The 20,686-nt window shown below is 76.1% G+C and carries 18 protein-coding genes; 7 read left to right on the forward strand and 11 right to left on the reverse strand.

The annotated features are described in order from the left end of the window. Nucleotides 1-16 precede the first annotated feature (16 nt). The 5 genes from ACYQBY_RS18910 to ACYQBY_RS18930 all read right to left on the reverse strand — a co-directional run bounded on the left by ACYQBY_RS18910 (nt 17) and on the right by ACYQBY_RS18930 (nt 7,136). The gene (locus ACYQBY_RS18910; protein ID WP_459645442.1) at nt 17-1,825 is read right to left on the reverse strand and encodes a right-handed parallel beta-helix repeat-containing protein; all 1,809 of its coding nucleotides are present in this window, start codon (nt 1,823-1,825) and stop codon (nt 17-19) included. 170 nt (nt 1,826-1,995) lie between these two features. Then, nucleotides 1,996-4,836 (reverse strand): FAD-binding and (Fe-S)-binding domain-containing protein, encoded by a 2,841-nt coding sequence (locus tag ACYQBY_RS18915; protein WP_459645615.1) that lies wholly within the window; start codon nt 4,834-4,836, stop codon nt 1,996-1,998. A 207-nt stretch (nt 4,837-5,043) separates the two neighbouring features. Beyond that, nucleotides 5,044-5,628: a type II secretion system protein gene (locus ACYQBY_RS18920; RefSeq protein WP_459645443.1), complete on the reverse strand. Its 585-nt coding sequence runs from the start codon at nt 5,626-5,628 to the stop codon at nt 5,044-5,046. Between the two features lie 156 nt (nt 5,629-5,784). Beyond that, the gene (locus ACYQBY_RS18925; protein WP_459645444.1) at nt 5,785-6,681 is read right to left on the reverse strand and encodes a prepilin-type N-terminal cleavage/methylation domain-containing protein; all 897 of its coding nucleotides are present in this window, start codon (nt 6,679-6,681) and stop codon (nt 5,785-5,787) included. 134 nt (nt 6,682-6,815) lie between these two features. Continuing rightward, complete coding sequence (locus tag ACYQBY_RS18930) at nt 6,816-7,136, reverse strand: YciI family protein (RefSeq protein WP_459645445.1); 321 nt, start codon at nt 7,134-7,136, stop codon at nt 6,816-6,818. Between the two features lie 69 nt (nt 7,137-7,205). Here ACYQBY_RS18930 and ACYQBY_RS18935 point away from each other — a divergent pair, with 69 nt between their 5' ends. From ACYQBY_RS18935 to ACYQBY_RS18945, 3 genes are read left to right on the forward strand one after another with little or no spacing between them, the layout of a single operon-like run. After that, on the forward strand, nt 7,206-8,006 hold the full coding sequence (locus tag ACYQBY_RS18935; RefSeq protein WP_459645446.1) for an ABC transporter permease: 801 nt from the start codon (nt 7,206-7,208) through the stop codon (nt 8,004-8,006). Next, nucleotides 7,999-8,805: an ABC transporter permease gene (locus ACYQBY_RS18940; protein WP_459645447.1), complete on the forward strand. Its 807-nt coding sequence runs from the start codon at nt 7,999-8,001 to the stop codon at nt 8,803-8,805. Before ACYQBY_RS18935 ends, ACYQBY_RS18940 begins: the two co-directional genes overlap by 8 nt. Further along, on the forward strand, nt 8,802-9,797 hold the full coding sequence (locus tag ACYQBY_RS18945) for an ABC transporter ATP-binding protein (RefSeq protein WP_459645448.1): 996 nt from the start codon (nt 8,802-8,804) through the stop codon (nt 9,795-9,797). Before ACYQBY_RS18940 ends, ACYQBY_RS18945 begins: the two co-directional genes overlap by 4 nt. Before the next feature lie 28 nt (nt 9,798-9,825). Here ACYQBY_RS18945 and ACYQBY_RS18950 read toward each other — a convergent pair whose 3' ends face one another. The 4 genes from ACYQBY_RS18950 to ACYQBY_RS18965 form a co-directional block, all read right to left on the reverse strand. Then, complete coding sequence (locus ACYQBY_RS18950; protein ID WP_459645449.1) at nt 9,826-10,467, reverse strand: hypothetical protein; 642 nt, start codon at nt 10,465-10,467, stop codon at nt 9,826-9,828. 132 nt (nt 10,468-10,599) lie between these two features. Continuing rightward, nucleotides 10,600-11,052: a hypothetical protein gene (locus ACYQBY_RS18955; protein WP_459645450.1), complete on the reverse strand. Its 453-nt coding sequence runs from the start codon at nt 11,050-11,052 to the stop codon at nt 10,600-10,602. Between the two features lie 53 nt (nt 11,053-11,105). Further along, nucleotides 11,106-11,933, reverse strand: coding sequence for a hypothetical protein (locus tag ACYQBY_RS18960; protein ID WP_459645451.1), 828 nt, complete (start codon nt 11,931-11,933; stop codon nt 11,106-11,108). Next, entirely contained in the window at nt 11,930-12,475 is a 546-nt protein-coding gene (locus ACYQBY_RS18965) for an RNA polymerase sigma factor (protein WP_459645452.1), read from the reverse strand. Before ACYQBY_RS18965 ends, ACYQBY_RS18960 begins: the two co-directional genes overlap by 4 nt. 121 nt (nt 12,476-12,596) lie before the next feature. Between ACYQBY_RS18965 and ACYQBY_RS18970 the strand changes: the two genes are divergently transcribed. Further along, a complete protein-coding gene (locus tag ACYQBY_RS18970) occupies nt 12,597-13,139 on the forward strand; it encodes a DUF1648 domain-containing protein (RefSeq protein ID WP_459645453.1) in 543 nt (180 codons plus the stop codon). 52 nt (nt 13,140-13,191) lie between these two features. On the opposite strand, the gene ACYQBY_RS18975 is transcribed toward ACYQBY_RS18970, so the two are convergent. Together ACYQBY_RS18975 and ACYQBY_RS18980 are read right to left on the reverse strand one after the other, a co-directional pair. Then, nucleotides 13,192-15,030, reverse strand: a complete 1,839-nt coding sequence (locus ACYQBY_RS18975) for a putative bifunctional diguanylate cyclase/phosphodiesterase (protein ID WP_459645454.1) — start codon at nt 15,028-15,030, stop codon at nt 13,192-13,194. A 156-nt stretch (nt 15,031-15,186) separates the two neighbouring features. Further along, the gene (locus tag ACYQBY_RS18980; protein ID WP_459645455.1) at nt 15,187-15,912 is read right to left on the reverse strand and encodes a GAF and ANTAR domain-containing protein; all 726 of its coding nucleotides are present in this window, start codon (nt 15,910-15,912) and stop codon (nt 15,187-15,189) included. A gap of 333 nt (nt 15,913-16,245) precedes the next feature. Between ACYQBY_RS18980 and deoC the strand changes: the two genes are divergently transcribed. From deoC to ACYQBY_RS18995, 3 genes are all read left to right on the forward strand, one after another. After that, nucleotides 16,246-16,911, forward strand: a complete 666-nt coding sequence (gene deoC / locus ACYQBY_RS18985; protein WP_459645456.1) for a deoxyribose-phosphate aldolase — start codon at nt 16,246-16,248, stop codon at nt 16,909-16,911. 98 nt (nt 16,912-17,009) lie between these two features. Continuing rightward, the gene (locus ACYQBY_RS18990; protein WP_459645616.1) at nt 17,010-17,750 is read left to right on the forward strand and encodes an HAD-IIA family hydrolase; all 741 of its coding nucleotides are present in this window, start codon (nt 17,010-17,012) and stop codon (nt 17,748-17,750) included. Nucleotides 17,751-17,882: 132 nt separating this feature from the next. Then, nucleotides 17,883-20,663, forward strand: coding sequence for a PAS domain S-box protein (locus ACYQBY_RS18995; protein WP_459645457.1), 2,781 nt, complete (start codon nt 17,883-17,885; stop codon nt 20,661-20,663). The last annotated feature ends 23 nt before the right edge of the window (nt 20,664-20,686 follow it).

Consider the following 20,686-nt stretch of genomic DNA (forward strand, 5'->3'; position numbering starts at 1 on the left):
GTGCTGGTGGTGCGGGTCAGACGCAGGGGGCGACGGTGATGGCGCCGCCGTTGTCGCGCCAGGTGTTGCCGGTGAAGGCCACGGACGCCGGGGCGATCGCCGCGCCGTACCGGTTGTTGCGGCCGAACAGGTTGTTGCGGAAGACGACGTTCTGCACGGTGGTGTCGCAGCGGACGTTGACGGAGTAGTTGCCGCCGTTGAGGAAGTTGTCCTCGAACAGGGCGTCCTTGAGCAGGCCCGTCGTCTCCGACCCGAGCTGGACGGCGGCGTTCATGAAGTCGCCGGAGTCCGGGGTGCGCGGGTCGATGGTGTTGTGGCGCACCACGATGTTCGTGCCGGAGGTGGACTGCATGCCGTCCGGGTGGATCGACTCGTCCCGCACGACGTCGTGGATGTAGCTGTCGACGACGGTGACGTTGCTGCCCAGGCGCGGGCCGTCCCAGGTGTGGTGGATGTTCACGCGGCGCAGGGTGTAGTCGGACCAGCCCACGGCGACGTTGGTGACACCGCCGCCGTCGATCTCGGAGTCCTCCAGGAGGAACCCGGGCGCGGCCTGCAGTGCCACGGCGAGCATCGTGCCGGGCCGGGTGCAGGTGATGCGGGAGTTCCGGATCGTCACGTTGGCCGCGCGGACGGTGACGCAGCCGCGGATGTCGTAGCCGTCGACCACGGTGCCGGGGGTGGTGATGAACAGGTCACCGGAGGGCACGAGGACCGTGCCGGCGGGCACGCCGGTGGTGGCGGCGGTCGGGTACCCGGCGGGGATGGGGCTCTCCACCGTCGGGATCACGCGGAAGCCCTTGGACACGTTCTGCACGACCAGGCCGTTGCGGTAGAGCTTGGCGTAGAGCGTCACCGAGCCGCTGAGGCCCTTCAGGTCCACCGCGCCGCGGCCGGACCAGTAGCCGCTGACACCGAAGGCGGCGGAGGTGATCTGCCCGCGCACGACCCCGTTGATGCTGTAGACGCCGGAGTCGAACGGGACGGTGGTGTGCGTGGTGATGTCGACGACGGTCCCCGGCACGTTCGCGCGGTTCAGGGTCTCCCCCGCGTAGCTCATCCACGGGTTCAGCGTGGTGGACGTCGCGGTCGGGGTGGGCGTCGCGGCCGGCGCCGCGGTGGCGGTCGCGGTCGCGGTGGCGGTGGCGGTCGGGGTCGCGGTCGCGGTGGGCGTCGCGGTCGCGGTCGGCGTCGCAGTCGGCGTCGCAGTCGGCGTCGCAGTCGGCGTCGCGGTCGGCGTCGCAGTCGCGGTCGGCGTCGCAGTCGGCGTCGCAGTCGGCGTCGCGGTCGGCGTCGCAGTCGCGGTCGGCGTCGCAGTCGGGGTTGCGGTCGGCGTCGCAGTCGCGGTCGGCGTCGCAGTCGGCGTCGCAGTCGCGGTCGGCGTCGGGGTGGGCGTCGCGGTGGTCGTGGCGGCGACGCGGAAACTCTTCTGCACGTTCTGCACGACGTACTTGCCGCGGTACAGCTTCGCGTACAGGGTGACCGTGCCGCTCAGGCCGCGCAGGTCCACCGCGCCGGTGCCCACGTAGTCGTTGTCCGCGGTCGTCGTCACCGAGGTGATCCGGCCCTTCTCCACCCCGCCGACCGTGTAGATCCCGCTGTCGTAGGCGACGGCCGTGATGGTGGTGACGGGCAGCACGTCCGCCGGGACGGTGGTGTTGCTGATGCTGACGCCCGCGTAGCTCATCCACGGGTTCACGGTCGCCGCGTGGGAGGCGGCGGCCGGCACGACCACCGCGCCGGCGGTCACGACGGACGTGAGCGCGAGGGAGGTGAGGACGGCGGCGAGGCGGGAACGGGCGGGAACGCGGGACGGCATCGACATCGGAGGACCCTTTGCAACGAGAACCAGGTGTGTGTTCTGTGCATCGGGGAGTACGCGTCACCACTGTCTCCGCCCCAAGGGTGCGGCGAACGGGTGAACGTTCGTCACGCGGGTTTCGGGCCGTGCTCCGCGGGGGAGGCGGGGGGTCCGCCCCGCCTCCCCCGCGGCGCTCAGTCCTCCGGCAGCGCCTCGGCCAGCAGCTCCACGAGGTGCCGTCCGTAGCGGGCCCCCGTCCGGCCGCCCAGGTGCTCGGCCTGCGTGCGGCAGGAGAAGCCGTCCGCGATGAACGGGGCGTCCTCGTGCGCGCGCAGCGCGGGGAGCAGCTTGTGCTCGGCCACCTTCTCCGACACCTCGAAGTGCCCCGCCTCGGCGCCGAAGTTGCCCGCCAGGCCGCAGCAGCCCGACAGCACCTCCGCCTCCACGCCCGCCTTCGCCAGCAGCGCCCGGTCCGCGCCGAAGCCCATCACGGCGTGCTGGTGGCAGTGCGGCTGCACCACGGCCGCGGTGTCCAGCCGCGGCGGCTGCCAGTCGGGGCGGCGCTCGGCGATCAGCTCCGCCACCGTGCGGACCCGGCCGTGCAGCGCCCGCGCGCGCCCGTCACCGGGCAGCAGCTCGGCCGCGTCCTCCCGCAGCAGGGCCGTGCAGCTCGGCTCCAGGCCCACGACCGGCACGTCGAGGTCGTCGCCCAGGGCGTCCAGGCTGGCCCGCAGCTGCCGCTTGGCGCCGTCGAGCTGACCGGTGGACACCCACGTCAGACCGCAGCACACCCGCTCCCGCGTGATCCGCACGGAGAAGCCGAGGTGCTCCAGCAGCTTCACGGCCGCCACGCCGACCTCGGGGGTGAAGTGGTCGGTGAAGCTGTCCACCCACAGCAGCACCGGCTCCCCGCCGCTGCGCAGCCGCCGGCCCGCCTCCTGGGCCGCGAACCACGCCCGGAACGTCTGCTCCGCGAAGCGCGGCAGCGGCCGGCGGGAGTCCACGCCCGCGCCGAGCTTCGCCAGCCGCGCGACCGGCGGCAGCGCCAGCAGGCCGTTGACGACCCGCGGGGCGAGCGCGACGATCCTGGACCAGCGCGGGAGCCAGCCCAGGGAGTAGTGCGAGAGCGGGCGCAGGCGCCCGCTGTAGTGCTTGTCGAGGAACTCCGACTTGTAGGTCGCCATGTCCACCCCGGCGGGGCAGTCCACCGAGCAGCCCTTGCAGGACAGGCACAGGTCCAGGGCCTCGCGGACCTCCGGGGAGCGCCACCCGTCCGTCACGAGGGTCCCGTTGGCCATCTCCTGCAACAGGCGTGCGCGGCCCCGGGTGGAGTCCTTCTCGTCGCCCGTGGCCAGGTAGCTCGGGCACATCACGCCGCCGGAGTCCGCGCGGCACTTGCCCACACCCACGCAGCGGTGCACCGCGCGGGTCAGGTCCCCGGAGTCCTTGGAGTAGGCGAACTGGAGCTTCGTGCGGGTGCCGATCTCCACCGCGGGCCGGGCCGCGGGAACCCGCAGGTCCGCCTCCAGCGGGTTCGGGCGCACCAGCACGCCCGGGTTGAGCAGGTCCGCCGGGTCGAAGGCGGCCTTGACCTGCTCGAAGGCGGCGATCGCGTCCGCGTCGTACATCAGCGGCAGCAGCGCACCGCGGGCGCGGCCGTCACCGTGCTCCCCGGACAGCGACCCGCCGTGGGAGGCCACGAGGCGCGCGGCGTCCTCCAGGAACGCCCTCGTGCGCGCGGCGCCGCCGTCCTCGTAGAGGGGGAAGTCGATGCGGACGTGGATGCAGCCGTCGCCGAAGTGCCCGTACGCCAGGCCGTCGACGCGGTGGGAGGCCATGAGGGCGTCGAACTCGCGCAGGTACGCCCCGAGCCGCGCCGGCGGCACCGCGGCGTCCTCCCAGCCCGGCCAGGCGGGCAGGCCCTCCGGGGAGCGGCCCGCCAGCCCCGCGCCGTCCTCGCGGATGCGCCACAGCTTGCGGGCGTCGGCGGCGGTGGCGATGACGACGGAGTCCAGGGCGCCGGAGCCGGCGACCATCGTGCGGGCCGCGGCGAGGGACTCCTCCGGGGTCTGCCCGCCCATCTCCACGAACAGCCAGCCGTTGCCGCGGGGCAGGCCCTCCACGGAACCGCCGCGGCGGGCGACGGCGTCGGTGAGGCGGCGGTCGATGCCCTCCACGGCCTGCGGGGAGTGCTCCAGCAGCGCGGGCACGTGGTCGGCGGCGTCGGCCATGCTCGCGTAGCCGAGCACGACGAACGTGGTGGCGGGCGCCTCCGGCACGAGCCGCACCGTGGCCTGCAGCATCGTCGCGAGCGTGCCCTCGGAACCGGTGAGGAGCCGCGCCAGGTTCGTGCCGCGCGGGCCGCCGTTCTCGGGCAGCAGGTGCTCCAGCGCGTAGCCGGACACCTGCCGGCCGAACGTGCCGAACCGCGTGCGGATCGTCGCGAGGTGCTGCGCGGCGACGCGCTCCAGCGCGGTGACGAGCTCGGCGGGCGGGGCGTCGGTGCCGAAGCGGCGGCCGTGACCGTCGAGGACCTCCAGCCCGACGACGTTGTGGCTGGTGCGCCCGGAGGCGAGGGCGTGCGGGCCGCAGGCGTCGTTGCCGATCATGCCGCCGAGGGTGCAGCGGGCGTGCGTGGACGGGTCCGGGCCGAAACGCAGCCCGTGCGGGCGGGCGTGCCGCTGGAGGGTGTCGAGGATGACGCCGGGCTCGACGACGGCGGAGCGGCCGGCCGGGTCGACGTCCAGGACGCGGTTCAGGTGCCGGGAGAAGTCCAGCACGACGCCGGGGCCGATCGAGTTGCCCGCCACGGAGGTGCCGCCGCCGCGGCTGGTGAGGGGGATCCCCAGCTCCCGGCACACGGAGAACGCGGCGGCCACGTCGTCGGCGGAGCGGGGGAAGAGCACGGCGCGCGGGACGACGCGGTAGTTCGACGCGTCGGTCGTGTACTCGGCGCGGCGGCGGGAGGAGACGTCCACCTGCGACCCGCCGCCGGGGCCCAGCGCGGCGGCGAGGCGGCGGCGCAGGTCCTCCAGCTCCCGGCCTGCGCCGGCGGTGGGGCCGCTGCCGGTGCCGGCGACGTCGCGCGAGCGGGGGGCGACGGGAACCTCCACGGGGCCGGGGGCACCGGCGGGGGCGGAGGACGGGTGGGTGGTCACACCCCCAGTGTCGCAAGCACCCGGGGGTGCCGAGGGCATCCCCGGCGGGCCGCCCGGGTGACGCGCCCCACGTCCCGCGAGAGCTCAGGCGGTGCCACCCCCGGGCGCGGGCGGCGCGACGAACGGGGCCCAGGCCGCGGCGGTGCGCGCACAGGGCGAGGTGGGCAGCAGTGCGGGGACGGCGCGGCCGGGCTGTGCGCGCTCCAGCGCCCGGCCGACCAGCCCGTGGACGCTGTCGAAGAGCGCGAAGGTGCCCGCGGCGGAGTGGTGGGCCACGACGCAGAAACCCGCGGGCGCGCGCGTGCCGCCGTGCTCCGGCACCGTCCACACCCGGGTGCTCACGCCCCCGGAGCGGCGGAACTCGTCGAACGGGGACGGCTGCGCGGCGATGACGGCCTCGTCGTCGAGCAGGACGGTGGTGGGCACCGGCGAGCCGCCCTCCAGCCCGGCCGCCGCGGCGATCGTCGCGGCCTGCCGCGCGTCGCTGGTGGCCGCGGTCGACAGCGCCAGGTCGACGGCCCCGCGGTAGGTGGGGACGGCCGCCGTCACGAGCACGCCGAGGACAGCGACGCCGGCGAGGAGCTCGGCGAGCGTGGTGCCCTCGTCAGGGCGTCCGGTGGGGCGTCCGGTGGGGCGTCCGGTCGGGCGGGGTGCGGTCGGGTGGTGCACGGGTGGTTCTCCCGGGGGACGGGGACGTGGCCCGCCAGCGTGGCAACGGCCCGGGCACCTCCCCGGCCCACGTCACCCCCGTGGGCCCGCGGCTCCGCCCGTCCGCCCCGGCACCTCACGTGCAGCTGGACTGCACTGACGGAGAGCCACCGGACGTCAGCCCTGCTTGCCGCCGCCCTTGCCGTTCCCGCCGCCCGTCGCGCCGTTGCCACCCGTCGCGCCGTTGCCGCCGGTCGCGCCGTTGCCGCCCGTCGCACCGCTGCCACCGGCCGCACCGTTGCCACCCGTCGCACCGCTGCCACCGGTCGCACCGCTGCCACCGGTCGCGCCGCTGCCACCCGCGCCGCCCGTCGCACCGTTGCCACCGGTCGCACCGCTGCCGCCCGTCGCGCCGCTGCCGCCCGTCGCGCCGCTGCCGCCCGTCGCGCCGCTGCCGCCCGTCGCGCCGCTGCCGCCCGTCGCGCCGCTGCCGCCCGTGCCGCCCGTCGCACCCGTGCCGCCCGTCGCACCCGTGCCGCCCGTGCTCCCGCCGCCCGCGACGGAGGCGACGAACGCCGCCCACCCGGCCTGCGTCCGCGCGCAGGGAGCCGTGGCGGGCAGGGAGGTGCCGAGGCCGGCCACGTCGGCGGCGCGCAGCGTCCGCCCGAGCGGGCCGTCGACGCTGTCGTGCAGCGCGAACGTCCCGGCGCGCTCGTGGAACGCCACCGCGCAGAACCCGGCGGGCGCGCCGGTGGCCGCGTCGGTCGGGGCGGCGAGCACCTCGGTGCGGACGCCCGCGGAACGGCGGAACTCGTCGAACGGCGCACCGAGCGCCGCGATCTGCGTGTCCTCCCGCAGCGCGACCGCGGCGAAGGAGGAGGCGTCCGGCGAGGCGGTGGCGGCGATCGTCGCGGCCTGCCGGGCGTCGCTGGCGGCGGCGGTCGCCCACGCCTGCCCCCGCTGGCCGAGGTACACGGGCACGGCGACCGCCGCGAGGACGCCGAGGACGACCAGGACCACGAGCAGTTCGACGAGCGTGAAGCCTTCGTCGGTGCGGGTGCGGTGCTGGGCCATGGCGGAACTCCTCGGGGTGGTGGGCGGGTCACCCCGAGGTTGACACCCCGCATCACTGTTGTGACAGAACGTCACTCTTCCAGGGTCATGCCTGCACCCGAACGGACCTGCGGCCCCGCCGCCGTGACGGCCGGTCAGCCGGGGAGCCCCAGGAACCCCACCTGGTCCTTCAGCCGCCCCAGCACCGGGTTCCAGCCCACGACGCGCCGGGAGGCGACGACGCCCTCCGTCGTGAACGGGTCGGCGTCCAGGACGCGCTCGACCGCCGTCGGGGACGTCGCCTCGAACACCAGCACCGCCCCGCCGTCGTCCGTGGGACCGGACAGCACCAGCACCACCTCCGGCAGGCCCTCCTCCCCGGCGAAGCGCGCCAGGAACTCCCGGTGCGCGGGACGCACGGCGTCGCGGGCGGCGGGGTCGTCGGTGTAGGTGTACGTGGCGACGAAGTACGGCACGGAGGGCTCCCTGCGGTCGGCCGGAGCGGAACCCCAGGCGGGGCCCCGCGCTGGATAGCATCGGCCATCGTGTCCGCCGGCCCCTACCCCGCCCTCGCGGCGGCCGGGTTCCGGCGCTGGTCCTCCTACCGGCTCGCCATGGTCGCCAGCGCCGCCGCGAACGTCGTCTTCGGCCTCCTGAAGGCGGCCGTCGTCGCCGCGACCGTCGGTGCCGCCGGTGGTTCCGTCGCCGGGTACGACGCCGCGCAGGCCGCCACGTACGCCTGGGTCAGCCAGGCGTGCATCTCCCCCGTCGCCGTCTTCGGCCGCGACGACCTCGCCCAGCGGATCCGCAGCGGCGACGTCGCCGTGGACCTCGCCCGGCCCGTGGACCCCCAGCTCGCGGCGTGGGCCGCCGACCTCGGCCGGGCCGCGTTCACGCTGCTGCCGCGCGGCGGGCCGCCCCTGCTCGTCGGTGCCCTCGTCACGGGCCTCGTCCTGCCGGACGCCCCCTCCGCCTACCTGCTGGGGATCGTGGCGCTGGCGCTCGCCGCCTCGGTCTCCTTCGCCGCCCAGTGGATCGTGAACTGCCTGGCGTTCAGGCTGCTCGACGTGCGCGGGCCGCTGGCCCTCTACACCGTCCTGGCCCTCGTGCTCACCGGCCTGTCCCTGCCGGTCCACTGGTTCCCGGACGGGCTGCGCGCCGTGGCGCTGGCGACGCCGTTCCCCTCGATGCTGCAGACGCCGGTGGACGTCCTCACCGGCCGCCTGGCCGGCGCGGAGGCCCTGTCGGCGGTGGGCGTGCAGGTGCTGTGGCTCGTGGTGCTCCTGCTCGCCGGGCGCGCCGCCTTCGCCGCGGGGACCCGCAGGCTGGTCGTGCAGGGTGGCTGAGCGCGTCCGCTCCCCCTACCCCGCGATCATCGCCTCGCGGCTGCGCTCGCAGCTGCAGTACCGCTCCTCGTTCGCGGTGGCCGTGCTGGCGGACACGGGTTTCGGCCTGGTCGAGCTGGTCACCGTGTACGTCCTGTTCACCCACGTCAGCACCCTGGGCGGCCTGGACCCGTGGCAGGCGGGGCTGGTCTTCGCGGTGGCCAACGCGGGGTTCGCGCTGGCCGACATGGTCGTCGGCCACGTCGACACGCTGCCCACCTACCTGCGCACCGGGACGCTCGACGCCTTCCTGCTGCGCCCCGCCTCCGTGCTGGGCCAGCTCGTCACGAGCGACGTGTCCCTGCGGCGCCTGGGACGGGTGGGCATGGCCGTCGCCGTCCTCGTGGTGGTCCTGCCGCGCGCGGGGGTGGAGTGGACCCCCGCCAAGGTGGTGCTGCTCGCGAGCGCGCCGCTGACCGGCGCCGCGGTGTTCGCCGCGCTGTTCGTCGTCGCCGCCGCGCTGCAGTTCTGGCTCGTCGAGGGCCGGGAGGTGGTGAACTCCTTCACCTACGGCGGCGGTTTCGCCGCGCAGTTCCCGGCCGCCGCCTACGGCAGCGGGCTGCGGTACCTGTTCACGTACGTCGTGCCCGCCACCGCCACCGCGTACCTGCCGGTGCTGGCGCTGCTGGAGCTGCCCGGCCCGCCCGGGACGCCCGCGTGGCTGGGCTGGTGCGGGCCGCTGTTCGCGCTGGCCTCCTGGGGCGTGGCGCTGCTGGTGTGGCGCAGCGGGGTGCGGCACTACACGGGGGCGGGGTCGTGAGGGGGGACGGGTCCTCGGCGGGCCCGCTGGTGGAGGTGCGCGACCTGCGCCGGGAGTACGTCGTGCACCGGCGCGCCGGGCGGCTGCGGCGCGAGCGCACCGTGCGCGCCGCCGTCGACGGGATCTCCTTCGCCGTGGGGGCCGGGGAGTCCGTCGGGCTCATCGGCGCCAACGGGGCGGGCAAGTCCACGACGGTGAAGATGCTGACCGGGATCCTCGTGCCGACCTCCGGGACGGTCCGCACGTGCGGCCTGGACCCGGTGCGCCGCCGCCGGGAGCTGGCCCGCTCGATCGGCGTGGTGTTCGGGCAGCGCTCCCAGCTGTGGTGGGACCTGCCGCTCGCGGACTCCTTCCGGCTGCTCGGCGCGATCCACCGCCTCCCCGCGCCGGCGGTGGCGGCGAGGCGCGAGGAGCTCGTCGAGCGCCTGGACCTGGCGGGGTTCCTCGGCACGCCCGTGCGGCAGCTCTCGCTGGGGCAGCGGATGCGCGGGGAGGTCGCGGCGGCGCTGCTGCACTCCCCGCCCCTGCTGCTGCTGGACGAGCCCACGATCGGGCTGGACGTCCTGTCCAGCGAGCGGTTGCGGGTGTTCCTGCGCGAGCAGCGCGCCGCGCACGGCACCACCCTGCTGCTGACGACCCACGACATGCGGGACGTGGAACGCCTGTGCGACAGGGTGCTCGTCGTGGACGCCGGCCGGCTCGCCTACGCCGGGGACCTGCCGGGGCTGGTGCGCCGGGTGGGTGCGCAGCGGGTCCTGGTGGTGGACCTCGAAGGCCCCGCGGCGGAGCTGCGCGACGTGCCGGGGACGACGCTGGTGTCCGCGGAGGCGGGCGGTGCGCGGCAGCGGCTGGCGCTCGGGGAGGGCGCGACGGCCGCGGCGGTGCTGGCGGAGGTGTCGCGGCGCGCGGCGGTGCGGGACCTGGCGGTGGAGGAACCGGACGTCGAGGACGTCGTGCGACGCCTCTACCTCAGCGCGCAGGGCGGTTCCTGACCCGGGGCGGCCGGACGCGGCCGGTTCCTCAGGCGGGGCTGCGCAGGGACAGCGTGCCCTGGACGCGGCGGCTCGTGGAACCGGTCAGGGCGCCGGTGGCGTCGGTGTAGCGGCGGGACTCCAGCCGCGTGACCCGCCAGGTGTGGAAGTCGGCCGTGGAGCCCTCGGGGCAGGTCAGCGTTCCCGGTGCGCCCTGCGCGGAGCGCCAGATCGCCTCGTGGAACACGTCGGCGGTGCCGCGGGTGGTGGCGGCGGAGGGGGCGACGGGGTCGAGGGAGACGTAGTCGACGTAGCTGGCCTGCCCGCGCCCGGGGGAGACGGTGCCGACGGTCCGCTCACCCAGCGACGTGACCGTCCCCGCCACGGGCGCGCCGTCGCGGAAGCACGCGATGGTCACCCTGCCGGTGAGGGCGGAGTGCACGTAGGTCTGCCCGCCCCACGTGCCGAGGGTGTGGTCGACGACGAACCGCTGCGCGCCGGAGGTGTCGGCGACGGTGCGCAGGGAACTGCCGACACCGCCGGAGGCGACGACCACGGGCCGTTCGATCCTCTTCCCGCGCTCGGCAGGACCGGTGTCCACGGTCCCGGCGGCCTGCGCGGGCAGCGCTCCCGCCAGCACCAGGCCCGTGGTGCCCACCACCGTGACAACGGCACGCGTCAGCGACTTCATGGTTTCCCCGTTCGAGTGACGGACCGGCGTCGTCGTCACGGTCCGTGATTCAGGTTCACCCATTGGGGTCACTACAGCAAGCAACTCCTGGAAATACGCACAGTGATGTTTCTGGCTCCGGCACCCCTCGCCTCAGCGGCCCGGACCCTCCGCCACCTCGGCCAGCCGCATCCGCAGCAGCTCCACCAGCTCCACCGACTCCCCGTCCCTCGCCCCCCGCCCCACCTGCAGGGGCGGGTCCGTCGGCTCCAGGTGCACCCCGCGCAGCCGCGCCCGCAGCCGCGAGGGCAGGTCCAGCGCGACGGCCAGCACGTAGTAGTCGCCCTCGGGGGTCACCGCGAGGCTCCGGTCGCGCTTGAGGTACCAGCCGCTCAGGTCCGTGCGGAGCCGCGCGCCGCCCGCCCTGGCCTCCAGCGGCACCGGCGCCACCCCGCGCCGGCGCAGCTCCGCCACGAACCCCACGAGCAGCTCCCGCGCCCGCCCGTGCTCGCGCGCCCACGCGCGCTCGGCCGCGGCGGCGTGGGCGTCGGCCGCCTCCCGCCGCCGCTCCCGCCACGCCTCGCGCTCGTCGGGGTCTCCCGGCACGGCACGACTGTAGTTGCGTCCCACCGCCGCCCCGGGACGGGACGCCCGGGCCCTCACGGGAGGTCGACGTGGACCAGCCGGGGGTGCAGGACGACGGTGCGCAGTTGTGCCGCGGTGAAGCTCGGGCGGCTGCCGGGCGGTGCGTCGTCGGCCAGGTAGGCCGAGGCGCGCAGCACCCGGCCGCGGGGGTGGACGGCCCGCGCGGACGGGACGTCCACCTCCTGCCCCTCCCCGGAGGACGGGGCCACCCGGCGCTCCTCGGTCACCACGTGCACCCCCTCGGCCAGCACCTCGTGCTCGCAGGAGACCACCTCCGGCCCGGGAGCGGTCCCGCAGGTCACCTCCCGCAGGACGCTGTCCCCCCCGCGCTGCGGCGGAGCGTCCTCCAGGGTGACGACCACGCGGGTGCCCGGGCCCTGCCGGGGGTCGTCCACGACGACGGTGTACACCGCCGGGTCCGTCCCGTCGACGGACAGCTCGGTCCTCGGCGGGCTCTCGCCGGGGAACGCCGGGTCGGCCTCGACGAGCGCGACGACTACCCCGTCCGTGATCATCCACGACCCCGCGGGCCCGTCCGCGTCGGGCGCCGCCGGGGCGCCGTCCGCCGGCACCGGCGCCGCCGGGGCGGTCGAGGTCCCCTGCTGCCACGGCTGCTGCCACGCCAGCCCGCCCGCCGCCAGCAGCGCCGCGCACACCGGCACCGCCACCGCGGCCCGCCGCGCGGTGCGGCGGGCGCGGCCCCGGCGGCGGACCCCGGCGAGGTTCACCAACGGAGGCGGCAGCGGGGTGGCGGCCACCGCGGCGGCCACCGCGCGGGTCAGCCCGTCGGGTTCCGGCCCCTCCCCCGTGCGGTCCCGGGTCCCGTCAACGCTGCGGTTCACCGTCGTCCTCCCGTCCCGCCGCTGCCGGCTCCGGCCGCGCGCGCGGTGTCGTAGGCGTCGCCGAGCCGCGCGCGCAGGGCGGCCCGGGCGTGGTGGGCCTGGCTCTTCACGGTCCCCTCGCTGCAGCGCAGCACGTCCGCGACCTCGGCCACGTCCAGGTCCTCCACGTAGCGCAGCAGGAACACCGCCCGCTGCCGCGGGGGCAGCGCGGCGAGCGCCTCCAGCAGGTCCAGGCCCACCACCGGGTCGGCGCCCCGCGCGGCCGGGTCACCGGGCCCGGCGACGAACCCGCCGACCTCCCGCCGCCGCCACGGCCTGCGCTCCTCCGACAGCAGCCGCCGCAGCATCGTCGTGCGGGCGTAACCGAACGGCTCCCCGTCCTGCCGGACCCGCGGCCACGCCGCGTACAGGCGCTCCAGGGTGTCCTGCACCAGGTCGTCGCCGCGGTGCCAGTCGCGGCACCACGCGTACGCCAGCCGCCGCAGCCTCGGCATCGCCGCCGCCGCGAACGCGTCGAACGACGCCTCCAGGTCCTCGCGCACCGGACCACCTCCTGCCCTCCTCTACGCGCCGGGCGGGGCCGGGGTTGCACCGCCGCACCGGGTCCGCGGGAACCCTCGCGACGGGGTGCGCCGCGGGCCGCGCCGGTGGCAGGCTGGCGGCATGGCACGCGCGGCCTTCCTGGCGAGCGCGCTCCTGCACGCCGTGGTCCTCGCCGTCGCCGCCGTGGTCCTGCCCGAGCGGGTCCCGCTGCACTTCGGCGCGGGGCTGCACGCCGACCGCTGGGGCGAGCGCGGGGAGCTCCTCCTCGCCGACGCGCTCGTCGCGGCGCTGCTCGCCGGGCTGTTCGCGGGGCTGGCGGCCCTGACGGCGCGCGTGCCGCTGCAGCTGGTGAACGTGCCCTCCCCCGCGTACTGGAAGTCCCCGGAGCACGAGGCGGAGCTGCGCCGGCGGCTGCGCGACGACGTCCTCGGCCTGGGTGCGGCGACCCTGGCCTTCGCCGCCGCGGCCTGCGCGCTGACCGTGCACGCGGCCGCCACGGGCAGCGGCCGGCTGTCGCTGGCGTTCGCGGCGCTGCTCGTCCTCTACCTCGGCGCGACGGTGGCGTGGTGCGCGCACCTCGTCCTCGTCCGGTACGCCGTGCCGCACACCGGTCCCCCGCCGCGGGGACGTCCCGCAGGCGGCGCGCCGGCGTCGCGGCGCTGAACGTCCCCGCGACCGGCCCGCGCACCCGGGGTGGGGACGTCCTGCGGGCGGCTCACCCGCCGGGGGCCGGGTCCCCCACCGAGACCAGGTCGCGGCGCAGCTCCTCCAGCGAGCGGGGCGGGCCCAGCAGGTAGCCCTGCCCCTCCAGGCACCCCAGGTCCCGCAGCCGCCGCAGCTGCCCGGTCGTCTCGATGCCCTCGGCGATGACCCGCACGTCGATGCGCGCGCAGTGGCTCAGGATCGAGGTGACCACCGCCTCCCCCACCGGCTCGCGGCCGAGGTCGCCCACGTAGGGGCGCCCGATCTTCACGACGTCCGGCGGGATCCGCGCCCCCGGCCCGAACGCGCTGCGCCGGTCGAGGAAGCCGTCCACCGCGATGCGCACCCCCGCCTCCCGCAGGCGGCCCACGGTGCGCAGCGCCTGCGCGGGCACCTCCTCCACCGCCCGCGGCCGGGCGATCTCCAGGCAGAGGTCGCCCGGCGCCGTCCCGCTGCGCTGCAGCACGTCCTGCACGATGTCGGCGAACGCGGCGTGGGCGAGCTGGGTCGTCGAGACGTTGACGGAGACCCCGGTCGGCGCGCCGGGCACGTCCTGCCAGCTGCGCACGTCGGCGCAGGCGCGGGCCAGGACCCACGCCCCCAGGGGCACCATGAGCCCCGCGCGCTCCGCGGCGGCCACGATGTCCGCGGCGCCGACGTCGTCGCCGCCGAGCCGCCGCGGCCAGCGCACCAGGGCCTCAACCCCCAGCCACGTGTCGGTGGCCAGGTCCACCACGGGCTGGTAGGCCAGCCGCAGGGAGCCGTCGGCGATCACCTCGCCCAGCTCGTGCTCCAACAGGGGCCGGCGACCCCGCGGCCCCGGGCCGCGCACGCCGCGGCCGGTCCCGGAGTGCGGGCCGGGTCCCTTGTGCAGGTACATCGAGCGGTCCGCCGCCTCCAGGAGCTGGTGCGGGGCCTCGTCCGCCGCGCCGCCCACGGCCGTGCCGATGCTGGACCTGACGTCGAGGTCGTGCCCGGCGATGCGGAACGGCCGGCTGAACGCGGCCACCACGCGGGCGACCACGCCGTCCAGCTCCCCGGCGCCCGAGAGCCCCTCGCAGACGATGACGAACTCGTCCCCGCCCAGGCGCGCCAGGGTGTCCCCCGGGCGCAGGACGCCCTGCATGCGCCCGGCGACCGCGACGAGGAGCTCGTCGCCCACGTGGTGGCCGTGGTGGTCGTTGACGCGCTTGAAGTCGTCGAGGTCGACGAAGAGCACCCCGGCGGAGGTCTGCGAGCGCTTGGCCAGGAGCAGCGCCCTCGTCAGCCGGTCCAGCAGCAGCGCGCGGTTGGCCAGCCCCGTGAGGGGGTCGTGGAGGCTGCGCCGCTCCATCTCGGTGGCGGTGGCGTGCGCCTCCACGCGGGAGCGGGCGTTGGCGACGTAGGCGGCGGAGACGTCGGCGAGGAGCTGGGCGGCGCCGAACTCCGCGCCGGTGAGCTCGCGGGGGTCCGAGCAGTACAGGTCGAGCGCCCCCAGGAGCCGGCCCTCGCAGCGCAGGGGGAAGGTGAAGACGGCGCCGAGCCCGGCGGCCACCGCGGCCGGCGCGAAGCGGGGGAAGCGCTCGTCGCGGGTGAGGTCGGGCACCAGGACCGGCTGGCCCGTGCGGCAGGCCTCCAGGCAGGGTCCCTCGTCGTAGAGGTCCTGGAGGGTCTCCACCTGCGGGAGCACCGAGTCGGTGGCGGCCACGAAGTGCGGCCTGCTCCCCTCGAGGAGCACGACGCCGGCGCCGCTGACCGACACGACCTCCGCGACACGGAGCACCAGGTGCTCCAGGATCGCCTCCACCGAGTAGTCGGTGAGGAGGGTCCGGGCGAACTCGGCGAGGACTGCGGTGAGCCGCTGCTGGTTCACGCCGCGCCGCCCGGGGGTGCGGGCGGCGCTGGGCGGCGTTCGGGCACGGTGGACTCCGGAGTCGTGGCTGGAGGGAGGGCCACCGGGGTCTCGGGCAGCGAGTGCACACTCAGCGTAGAGCAGTCGTGCACTGCGGGCTAGCACTTCATGGTCTGCTCAGGAGCGGACCGGCCCCAGGGGGAGCTGCCCGCCGTGGGCGACGACGCGCGCGACGTCCGTCAGGCGGTGACCCGTGCGCCGCGCGTGCGCCCGCATCACGTGGAACGCGGTGTCGATGTCCGTGCCGTAGCGCTCGGCGAGCACGCCCTTGGCCTGCTCGATGAGGACGCGGCTGCCGAGGGCGTGCTGGAGCTGCTCGGCCAGCATCTCCCGCTGGCGCAGCGCCCGCTCCTGCAGCATCGCGATGGTCGCCATGTCGGCCAGGGCCTGCCCCAGGGCCACGTCCTGCGGCTCCAGCCGCTGCGCCCGCGCGCAGTAGAGGTTGACGGCCCCGGCGACCTCCTCGCGCAGCCGCAGCGGCAGCGAGTGCACCGAGCGGAAACCGGCCCTGCCGACGGCCTCGGCGAAGACCGGCCAGCGCGCCACCAGCTCCGCCTGCCCGAGGTTCACCTGCTGCTCGCCGGTGGTGAAGCAGACGACGCACGGGCCGCCCTCCTCCCCCTGCAGCTCCAGCAGGTCCAGCACGAACGCCTCCTCGGAGGAGGCGGCGACGACCTGGAGCCGGCCGCCGTCGTCCGGCACGACCAGCCCGGCGGCGTCGATGTCGAGCAGCTCGACGCAGCGCTCGACGAGGACCTGGAGCATCTCGATGACGTCGAAGGGCGTCACGAGGGTGTCCGCCAGCTCCACGAGGACCTCGACCGCCCGCTGGGGTGCCTTCACGTGCCTGTCCTCCCCTCGCCCCGCCCGCGCCCGGGCGCCGGCGCACGGCCCCTCCCCGAGCCGGCGGCCGTCCGCCGCGGCTCGTCCGGGATCCCGGGCCTCACGGGCGTGCGCCGGGTTGCCGGTGCCGCACGGCCCCTGTGCCCCGGCCGGACCGCACACCCCCTCCGGCGGGGCCGGCGGCCACCGGGGCGGCTCCCCCGTCGGGATCCGGTCACGCGGTGGGAGGTCCGGGTCGCCGGAGCGTACTCCCGGACGCTCCGGCACCGGAGGGTGCGCCGCCGACGGGCACGCCGCCGACGGGCACGGGCGGCCACCTGGCAGGATCGCGCCGTGACCGCAGCCCTCACCCGCGCCGACGTCGCCCGCCTCGTCGACCACACGCTGCTCAGGCCCGACGCGAGCGCCGCGGACGTCGCCGCCCTGTGCGAGGAGGCCCGCGACCTCGGGGTCCTCGCCGTCTGCGTCTCCCCCTCGATGCTGCCCGTGGACGGCACCGGCCTCGTCGTCGCCACCGTCTGCGGCTTCCCCTCCGGCAAGCACACGAGCGTCGTCAAGGCCGCCGAGGCCGCCGAGGCCGTCGCCGCCGGTGCGCAGGAGGTCGACGTGGTCATCGACGTGGCCGCCGCCCTCGCCGGGGACTTCGAGGCCGTGCGCCGCGACGTCCTGGCCGTGCGCGCCGCCGTGCCCGCCCCCGGCGTCCTCAAGGTGATCGTCGAGTCCGCCGCGCTGACCGACGAGGCGATCGTGGGCGCCTGCCGCGCCGCCGAGGACGCCGGGGCCGACTTCGTGAAGACCTCCACCGGCTTCTCCCCCGCCGGCGGTGCCAGCGTCCACGCGGTCTCCCTGATGGCCGCCACCGTCGGCGGGCGCCTCGGGGTCAAGGCCTCCGGCGGCATCCGCACCGCGCAGCAGGCCCGCGCGATGATCGAGGCCGGCGCCACCCGCCTCGGCCTGTCCGGCACCCGCGCCGTCCTCGACGGCTGGGACACCCCGTGAGCGGCCGCACCAGCGGCCGGGAGCGCACCGACGAGCCGAGGAGACCCGTGTCCGGACCGCAGGGCGAGCAGCAGGGCATCGAGTGCTGGCTGACCGACATGGACGGCGTGCTCGTCCACGAGGAACGGGCCCTGCCCGGTGCGGCGGAGTTCCTCTCCCGCCTCGTCGAGACCGGGCGGCGGTTCCTGGTGCTGACGAACAACTCCATCTTCACCCCGCGCGACCTCGCCGCCCGCCTCTCGCGCAGCGGCCTGGAGGTCCCCGAGGAGGCCATCTGGACCTCCGCCCTGGCCACGGCGGACTTCCTGTCCCGGCAGATGCCGAACGGCTCGGCCTACGTCATCGGGGAGTCCGGGCTCACCACCGCCCTGCACGAGGCGGGGTTCATCCTCACCGACACCGCCCCCGACTACGTCGTCCTCGGCGAGACCCGCACCTACTCCTTCGAGGCCATCACCCGGGCCATCCGGCTCATCGGCGGCGGCGCGCGGTTCATCGCCACCAACCCCGACGTCACCGGCCCCTCCGCCGAGGGGCCGCTGCCGGCCACGGGCTCCGTCGCGGCGCTCATCACCCAGGCCACCGGCGCCAAGCCCTACTTCGTCGGCAAGCCGAACCCGATGATGTTCCGCTCCGCGATGAACCGCATCGAGGCGCACTCGGAGTCCACCGCCATGATCGGCGACCGGATGGACACCGACGTCGTCGCCGGGATCGAGGCCGGGCTCCGCACGTTCCTGGTGCTCACCGGCTCCACCCGGCGCGAGGAGGTCGAGCGCTTCCCGTTCCGGCCGCACCGGGTGGTGGACACCATCGCGGACGTCGTCCCGCTCGTCTGAGCCACCGCCGGGTCACCGCCGGGTCACCGCGCACCCCCGCCCGCACACCCGGGCGGGTGATGTCGCCCCGCCCGGGCGCCCCGGCGCGCGGCGGCCGTCAAGTGCGGCCCCGTCCGGGACGACAACACCTGCATGCCGGACGAGCCGACTCCCCGGGTGCGGTGCGCCGCCCCGGCCTCGGCGCTGCCCGCGCGCGGCGGGGCCCTGCTGCTCGCCGCCCTCACCGGGGCCGCCACGACCGGCGCCGGTGTCCTCGTCGCCCTCGCCGCCGGGACCCCCGCGACCACCGGCACCCAGCTCACGGGCACCCCGCTGACGGGTGCCCTGCCCCTCGCCGTCCTCGGCGGCCTCCTCCTCGTCCACCTCGCGCTCGCCGCCGTCGCCGTGCGGTACGTCCTGGGCGCCGCCGGGCGGCAGGCGGACGGGCGGAGCGGGCCGGCCGGCGAGCACGGCGGCGACCTGTTCACCGCCATGCTCGCCGCCAGCCCCGACGCCTTCGTCGCCACCGACACCACCGGGACCGTCACCCACTGGAACCCCGCGGCCGAGCAGATGCTGGGCTTCCGCGCCGCAGAGGCCGTCGGCCGCGACCTCGCCGAGCTGATCGTCCCCGAGGAGCTGCGCGAGGCGCACCGCCGCGGCATGGCCCGCTTCGCCGCCACCGGCGAGCGCTCCCTCACCGCCCGCACCCTGGAGCTGCCCGCCCTGCACCGCGACGGCCGCCGCCTCACCGTGGAGATGTCCCTGAGCACCCTCGCGGTCGGGGACGGCTGGTGGTGCCACGCGTTCCTGCGCGACGTCTCCGGCCGCCGCGAGCAGCAGAACGCCCTCGAGGCCCTCAACACGATGCTGAGCTCGGCGGAGGCCGAGGCCCGCCAGCAGAGCGCCCTGCTCGGCGCCGTGATGAACAGCATCAGCGACGGCGTCGTCGTCGTCGACGAGAACGGCAGCCCGCTGCTGCACAACGACGCCGCCCGGGCCGTGCTCGACCCCGCCGGGACCTGCGAGGACCCCGCCCTCTGGCTGGAGGGCTACCGCGTCCTGCACCCCGACGGCAGCCGGTTCCGCCGCTCGGAGACCCCCCTGGCCCGCGCGATCGCCGGGGAGAGCACCGACGATGTCGAGGTCCTCCTCCGCGACACCGGGCAGGGCGCCGAGACGGTCCTGGCGGTCTCCGGCCGGCCCCTGAACACCAGCGCCGGCCTGCACGGGGCCGTGGCGGTCTTCCACGACGTCACCGAGCGCCGCCGCACCCGGGTCCGGCTGGAGCAGGCGGAGACCCGCTGGCGCCTCGCCCTGGACAACGCCCCCGTGGGCATCGTCCTGACCGCCCTCGACGGCACCTTCCTGCACTCCAACGAGGCGCTGCGCCGCATCCTCGGCTACAGCGAGGAGGAGCTGCGCACCCGCACCTGGCAGGACATCACCCACCCCGAGGACGTGGAGGGCGAGGTCGGCCTCGTCGAGCACCTGGTCGCCGGGAACGTCGACGACTACGCCCTGCAGAAGCGGTACCTGCACGCGGGCGGGTACACCGTGTGGGTCGAGGCCGCCGTGGCGCTCGTGCGCGACGAGCACGGCGAGCCGCAGCACCTCGTCGGGCACGTGCAGGACATCACCCGCCAGCGCTACGTCGAGGAGCAGCTGCGCAGCCAGGCCGCGGTGTTCGACGCCATCCACGACGCCGTGCTCATCATCTCCGCCGACGGGACCCTGCTGGACTGCAACCCCGCGATGGCCGACATGACCGGTCTCCCGCGGGAGGTGCTGCTCCTCGGCGGCTGCGACGCTGGCGTCGGCCTGGAGGACCCCGCCACGCAGGAGGCGCGCCGCCGCGCCGTGAACCTGCACCTGGAGTCCCACCCCCTGTGGACGGGCGACTTCCTGTTCCGCCGCGCGGACGGCGCGACCCGCATCGCCGAGTGCGTCACCGTCGCCGTGCGCGACGTCACGGGCGCCCTGGACCGCACGATCAGCGTCCTGCGCGACGTCACGGACGCCCGCGAGGCCGCCGACGAGCTGCGCGAGGCGGAGCAGCGCTTCCGCCACGCCTTCGACCGCTCCCCCGTCGGCATGGTCCTCACCGACCTCACCCCCGGACGGGAGGGCCGCGTCCTGCGGGTCAACGACTCGTACTGCGCGATGCTCGGGCGCAGCGAGGCCGACCTGCTGACGATGAGCGTGCAGCAGCTCACGCACCCCGACGACCTCCAGCGCGAGGAGGAGGCGCGGGAGCAGCTGCTGTCCGAGGGCGCGGGCTCGGTGACGTACGAGAAGCGGTACCTGCACGCCACCGGCCGCGTCGTGTGGGTGTCGGTGTCCACCGCCGTCGTGACCCACTCCGACGGCACCCCGTACTACGCCGTGACCCAGACCGCCGACATCACCGACCGGCACGCGGAGACGGAGCGGCTGGCGGCGCTGGCGCTGCAGGACCCCCTGACCGGGCTGGGCAACCGGGTGCTGCTCATGGACCACCTGGAGCTGGCCGTCAACCGTGCGCGCCGCAGCCGCCGGCCGCTGGCGGTGCTGTTCTGCGACCTCAACGGCTTCAAGCCGGTCAACGACACGTACGGGCACGCGGCGGGGGACGAGCTGCTGCGGGTCATCGGCACCCGCATCCGGGAGAGCGTCCGCCCGGCCGACACCGTCTGCCGCCTCGGCGGGGACGAGTTCGTCATCCTCTGCGAGGACCTGGACTCCCCGGCGGCCGCGGACTCGATCACCGGGCGCATCCGCGCGGCGGTCAGCTCCCCCGTGGCGCTGCACTCCGGCGAGGAGGTGCGGGTCGGCGTGAGCATCGGCCTGAGCCTGAGCGACTGCGCCACCACGACCGCCGCGGAGCTGCTGGAGCAGGCCGACGCGCAGATGTACCGGGTGAAGGCGGAGTCGAAGGTCCCCGGGCTGCGCTGAGCGCGGCCGGGCGCGGCGACGGG

It is taken from the genome of Kineococcus anabasis, from assembly GCF_054590795.1.